5 protein-coding genes are annotated in these 4,797 nt (G+C 71.2%); 1 reads left to right on the forward strand and 4 read right to left on the reverse strand.

What is annotated here, in order from left to right:
* Nucleotides 1-31: 31 nt before the first annotated feature.
* A complete protein-coding gene (locus tag ACJA3G_RS30350; RefSeq protein ID WP_358832494.1) occupies nucleotides 32-1,174 on the forward strand; it encodes an NADH-quinone oxidoreductase subunit D in 1,143 nt (380 codons plus the stop codon).
* 80 nt (nucleotides 1,175-1,254) lie between these two features.
* Here the strand turns inward: ACJA3G_RS30350 and ACJA3G_RS30355 are convergent, their stop codons facing one another.
* The 4 genes from ACJA3G_RS30355 to ACJA3G_RS30370 all read right to left on the reverse strand — a co-directional run bounded on the left by ACJA3G_RS30355 (nucleotide 1,255) and on the right by ACJA3G_RS30370 (nucleotide 4,767).
* Nucleotides 1,255-2,265, reverse strand: coding sequence for a hypothetical protein (locus tag ACJA3G_RS30355; RefSeq protein WP_406556246.1), 1,011 nt, complete (start codon nucleotides 2,263-2,265; stop codon nucleotides 1,255-1,257).
* Nucleotides 2,266-2,348: 83 nt separating this feature from the next.
* A complete protein-coding gene (locus tag ACJA3G_RS30360; RefSeq protein ID WP_406556247.1) occupies nucleotides 2,349-3,332 on the reverse strand; it encodes an ABC transporter substrate-binding protein in 984 nt (327 codons plus the stop codon).
* 62 nt (nucleotides 3,333-3,394) lie between these two features.
* Nucleotides 3,395-4,081 (reverse strand): ABC transporter permease, encoded by a 687-nt coding sequence (locus ACJA3G_RS30365; RefSeq protein WP_406556248.1) that lies wholly within the window; start codon nucleotides 4,079-4,081, stop codon nucleotides 3,395-3,397.
* On the reverse strand, nucleotides 4,081-4,767 hold the full coding sequence (locus ACJA3G_RS30370; protein WP_406556249.1) for an ABC transporter permease: 687 nt from the start codon (nucleotides 4,765-4,767) through the stop codon (nucleotides 4,081-4,083). Before ACJA3G_RS30370 ends, ACJA3G_RS30365 begins: the two co-directional genes overlap by 1 nt.
* Nucleotides 4,768-4,797 lie beyond the last annotated feature (30 nt).

Raw genomic sequence — 4,797 nt, forward strand, 5'->3', positions numbered from 1 at the left:
GAATCCGGGCCGGGCGGGGATACTGTCGCCCATGACGGAGACCACGGTCGGCATCGGCGGCGCGGCGGAGAGCACCGACATGGTGCTCAACATCGGCCCCCAGCACCCCTCCACCCACGGCGTGCTCCGCCTCCGCCTCGTCCTCGACGGCGAGCGCATCCAGCACGCCGAACCGGTCGTCGGCTATATGCACCGGGGCGCCGAGAAGCTCTTCGAGGCGCGCGACTACCGGCAGATCGTCATGCTCGCCAACCGCCACGACTGGCTCTCCGCGTTCTCCAACGAGCTCGGTGTCGTCATGGCCGTGGAGCGCATGCTCGGCATGGAGGTCCCCGAGCGCGCCGTCTGGACCCGTACCCTCCTCGCCGAGCTGAACCGCGCCCTCAACCACCTGATGTTCCTGGGCTCGTACCCCCTCGAACTGGGCGGGATCACCCCGATCTTCCACGCCTTCCGCGAGCGCGAGGAGCTCCAGCACGTCATGGAGGAGGTGTCCGGCGGGCGTATGCACTACATGTTCAACCGCGTCGGCGGCCTCAAGGAGGACCTCCCGCTCGGCTGGCTCGGCCGCGCCCGGGACGCCGTCGCCGCCGCCACCTCGCGGATGGACGTGTACGACCGGCTCGTCCTCGGCAACGAGATCTTCCGGGGCCGCACCCGCGGCGTCGGCGTGCTGTCCCAGGAGGCCGTGCACGCGTACGGCGTCAGCGGCCCCATCGCCCGCGGCTCCGGCGTCGACTTCGACCTGCGCCGCGACGAGCCCTACCTCGCGTACGGCGAACTCCAGGACACCCTGCGGGTCGTCACCCGCACCGAGGGCGACTGCCTGGCCCGCTTCGAGGTGCTGCTCGACCAGACCCACAACGCCCTGGAGCTGGCCGCCGCCTGCCTCGACCGGCTCGCCGAGCTGCCGCCCGGGCCGATCAACCAGCGCCTGCCGAAGGTCCTGAAGGCCCCGGAGGGCCACACCTACGCCTGGACCGAGAACCCGCTGGGCATCAACGGGTACTACCTCGTCAGCAAGGGCGAGAAGACCCCGTACCGGCTCAAGCTCCGCTCGGCCTCGTACAACAACATCCAGGCCCTCACCGAACTCCTCCCCGGAACCCTGGTCGCCGACATGGTCGCCATCCTCGGCTCGCTCTTCTTCGTCGTCGGCGACATCGACAAGTAGGCGCGCGGAGACGGGGAAGGGGCCCGGCGCTTCGGCGCCGGGCCCCTTCGTGACGTTCCGCGGTCGTCCCGCCGGTGGCGTTACGAGATCGCCGTCCGCAGCCCCACCACGTCCAACTGCTCCGTCTCGTCGTGCGCCGTCAGGTCGATGACCTTGCCCACCACCCGCTCGGGGCCGGTGTGCGGTCGCTCGGCCAGGACCTCCTCGCCGACCACGTCGGCCAGGTCCTCCTCCGCGGCGGCCTCTATCGCGGCCTCCACGGCCTCCTTCTCGGCGGCCGTGCCGAAGAAGTCGAAGCTGCCCTCGGGCCGTACGGCGCGACGGGCGACGTAGGGAACCACCGCCGCCGCGACCGGCTTCGGCGCGGCCGGCAGCGCGGGAAGGGCGGCGGACGACGGACGGGCGTGCTCGCCGTTCCCGTCGGCCGCCGCGCGCTTCCCCTGCGGCTCCTGTGCCTCCTGCGGCTCCCGCGGGCCCGGTGCCTCGTGGCCCTCGGACTGCTGCGCCGACGTGCGCGCCGCGGCCCGTGCCTCCTGCGCCCGCCGTGCGTACGGCAGGTTCTCCAGGGCCCGGGAGGCAGCGGCGTAGGCGGCGGGCGTGGGCGTACTGGCCGAGGCGGGCAGCGCCTTGGGGGCGCCGGCCTCCAGGGCGAGCCTGCGGCGGCCCTCCAGGGCGCTGGCGCGCTCGGTCTCCGCCGTCGCGTACCGCCGCAGCAGGGCCGCGTGTTCGCCGCGGAGCCCGGCCAGCTCCATGCGCTTGGCACGGAGCTTGGCGTCCAGCCGGCCGCGCAGCTCGCGCGACTCCTCCAGCTCCGCCTCCAGTTCGGCGATCCGCTCCTCGGTGCGCCACTGGTCGGCGGCGCGCGAGCGGGTCAGTTCGGCGACCCGGCGCCCGGCGGCCCGGTCCCAGCCGCGCATCAGCACGGAGCCGGTGACGGCGGCCACCGCGGCGGCGGCGGCCAGGCCACGCAGGGCCATGGGCTGATCGAACAGCCAGGCACCACCGGCGCAGAAGACCGCGGCGCCGGCGACGGCCGACGGAGGGAGGAGCCTGTGCAGAGGAGGGGAATGGCGGTGGCGTCCACGTGGCATGGCCTGAAATTTACCGTGCGTAGACGCCCAATGGAGCCCCAGCCCGCCAATCTTCCGAATCTTCTCCCAACCGCGCCCTTTCGTTACTTCTGGAGCAGTCCCTTCGACTGGAGATAGTCCTTGGCGACATCGGCCGGCTTGGCCCGCTCGGCGTCCACCTTGCGGTTCAGATCGACGAGATCACTGGTCGTCAGCGCCTTGGTGAGCTTCGCGAGCGCGTCGGCTATCTCCTGGCCGCCCGCTTCCTTCGCATTGACCACGGGAAGGACGTTGTCGGCGTTCTGGAGCTTCTTGTCGTCATCGAGGAACACCAGTCCGTACTGGTCCAGGGTGGCGTCGGTCGTGGTGGTGAGCACCAGTTGGTCGACGCCGTCCTTGACGGCCTGCTTGGACTGCGGGGTGCCGACGCCCTTGGGGTCGACGCCGCCGACCTCGATGCCGTACTTCGCCTTCAGGCCCGGGGCGCAGAAGGGGCGGACGGAGCACTCGTCACCGGCCGCGATCTTGACCTTGACCTTCGACTTTCCCAGATCGGAAAGCGACTTGAGGCTGTTCTTGGTGGCGAATTCCTTGGTCACCGCGAACGCGTTCTGGTCGACCGCCGCGCCCGCCGGGAGCACCTTCAGACCGCGCGGGGTGGCGAGCTTGGTGAGCTCGGCGACCGTCGCCGCGGTGTCGCTGGAGGCGAGCGGCTTGTCCTTCGCCTTCTCGCCGTTCACCTTGGCGTTGAGGAATTCGGTAAGCGTAGCCGCGTATTCCGGAACGATGTCGATCTCGCCCTTCTCCAGAGCGGGTTCGTACAGCTCGCGGTTCTTCACCGTGGTGACCGAGGTGCTGTATCCGGCGTCGCGCAGGATCTGGGCGTAGAGCTCGGCGAGGACGGCGGACTCGGTGAAGCCGGCCGCGCCGATGGTGAGCGAGCCCTTCTTGCCGCCCCCGCCGCTGCTCGCCCCGCCGCTCCCCTTGTCCTTGTCCTTCTCCAGGCTGTCGCCGCCGCACGCGGCCAGCGAGCCGGCCAGCGCCAGCGTGCCCAGCACCGCACCGGCCGTGCGCAGGATCTTGCTCATGAACGTTCACCATCCGAGAGTTCGTAGGTCCGACGTGTTGCGGGTCCGGCGGGGCCGGGGGGTTACGGAGCGGTGCTTTGGCCGCGCACCGCGCGCAGCGGGCTGAACAGCCGGTCGGCCAGCACGAGCACGCCCTCGACCAGCAACGCGAGCAGCGCGGCGAGGATCGCCCCCGCGACCACCTGCGGTGTGTTGTACGTGGCGAACCCGGCCGTGATGATCCGGCCGAGACCGCCGAGGCCCACCATGGAGGCGATCGTCGCCGTCGCCACCACCTGCACCGCGGCCGACCGCACCCCGATCATGATCAGCGGGTAGGCGAGCGGCAGCTCCACCCGGGCGAAGAGCTGGCCGCCCGACATCCCCATCCCGCGCGCGGCCTCCACCACCGACCGGTCCACCTCGCGCATGCCCACATACGCGTTGGTCAGCAGCGGCGGCACCGCGAAGAGCACCAGCGCGATGATCGTCGGCGCGTACCCCTCCTTGCGCAGCGGGGTGAGCATCAGCAGGCCCAGCACCGCGAACACCGGCACCGCGCGGCCCACGTTGGAGATGTTGACCGCGAGCGCCCCGCCCCGCCCGATGTGCCCGAGCCACAGCGCGAGCGGCAGCGCGATCGCACAGGCCAGCAGGAGCGACACTCCGCTCACGTAGGCGTGCTCGGCCAGGCGGTGCCAGGCGCCGTCCTCCCCCGACCAGTTGGACGCCGTCGTCAGCCAGGTCCAGGCGTCGGCCATGACCCCCATCAGCGCACCCCCGCCCTCGTCCGTATCCGTGTCCAGGGCGTGAGCAGGCGCTGGAGGCCGAGCAGCAGCAGGTCCGCCACGAGCGCGAGCAGCACGCACAGCACCGAGGCGGTGAGCACCTGCGCCTTGAACGTGGACTGCACGCCGTCACCTATGAGGTTGCCGAGGCCGCCCTTGCCGACCACCGAGCCGACCGTGGTCAGCGCCACCGTCGACACCGTGGCGATGCGCACACCGGCCAGCAGCGCGGGCAGCGCGAGCGGCAGCTCCACCTCGAACAGCAGCCGTATCCTTCCGTACCCCATCCCCCGGGCCGCCTCGCGCACTTCGGACGGGACGGCTTCGAGGCCGGCCAGGATGTTCCGTACGAGGATGGTCAGCGAATAGAGCACCAGGCCGGTGACCACCAGCGAGGCGGAGAGCCCGAACACCGGCAGCAGCAGCGAGAACATCGCCAGCGACGGGACCGTGTAGAGCACCGTCGTCAGGGTCAGGACCGCGCCCGCCACCGATCTGCGACCGCGCGCGAGCAGCGCCAGCGGAAAGGCGATCAGCAAGCCGATCAGCACCGAGGCCACCGTGATCCAGATGTGCTGGACCGTGGCGTCGGTCAGCTCCTGGCTGCGGGAGCGCACGTACTCCCAGCAGATCCAGTCGTTGCGCACCAGGCAGTTCTGCGCGCTCACCGTCCCCCACCTCCCCCGCCGGATCCCCTG

Origin of the sequence: Streptomyces sp. YS-3, from assembly GCF_045257485.1 — a bacterium.
Taxonomy (GTDB): domain Bacteria; phylum Actinomycetota; class Actinomycetes; order Streptomycetales; family Streptomycetaceae; genus Streptomyces.

Excerpts from the sequence above, each read along its gene's own strand:
- ACJA3G_RS30365 (WP_406556248.1), bottom strand. The coding sequence starts at position 4,081 with ATGGGGGTCATGGCCGACGCCTGGACCTGGCTGACGACGGCGTCCAAC.
- ACJA3G_RS30355 (WP_406556246.1), bottom strand. The coding sequence starts at position 2,265 with ATGCCACGTGGACGCCACCGCCATTCCCCTCCTCTGCACAGGCTCCTC.
- ACJA3G_RS30350 (WP_358832494.1), top strand. The coding sequence starts at position 32 with ATGACGGAGACCACGGTCGGCATCGGCGGCGCGGCGGAGAGCACCGAC.
- ACJA3G_RS30360 (WP_406556247.1), bottom strand. The coding sequence starts at position 3,332 with ATGAGCAAGATCCTGCGCACGGCCGGTGCGGTGCTGGGCACGCTGGCG.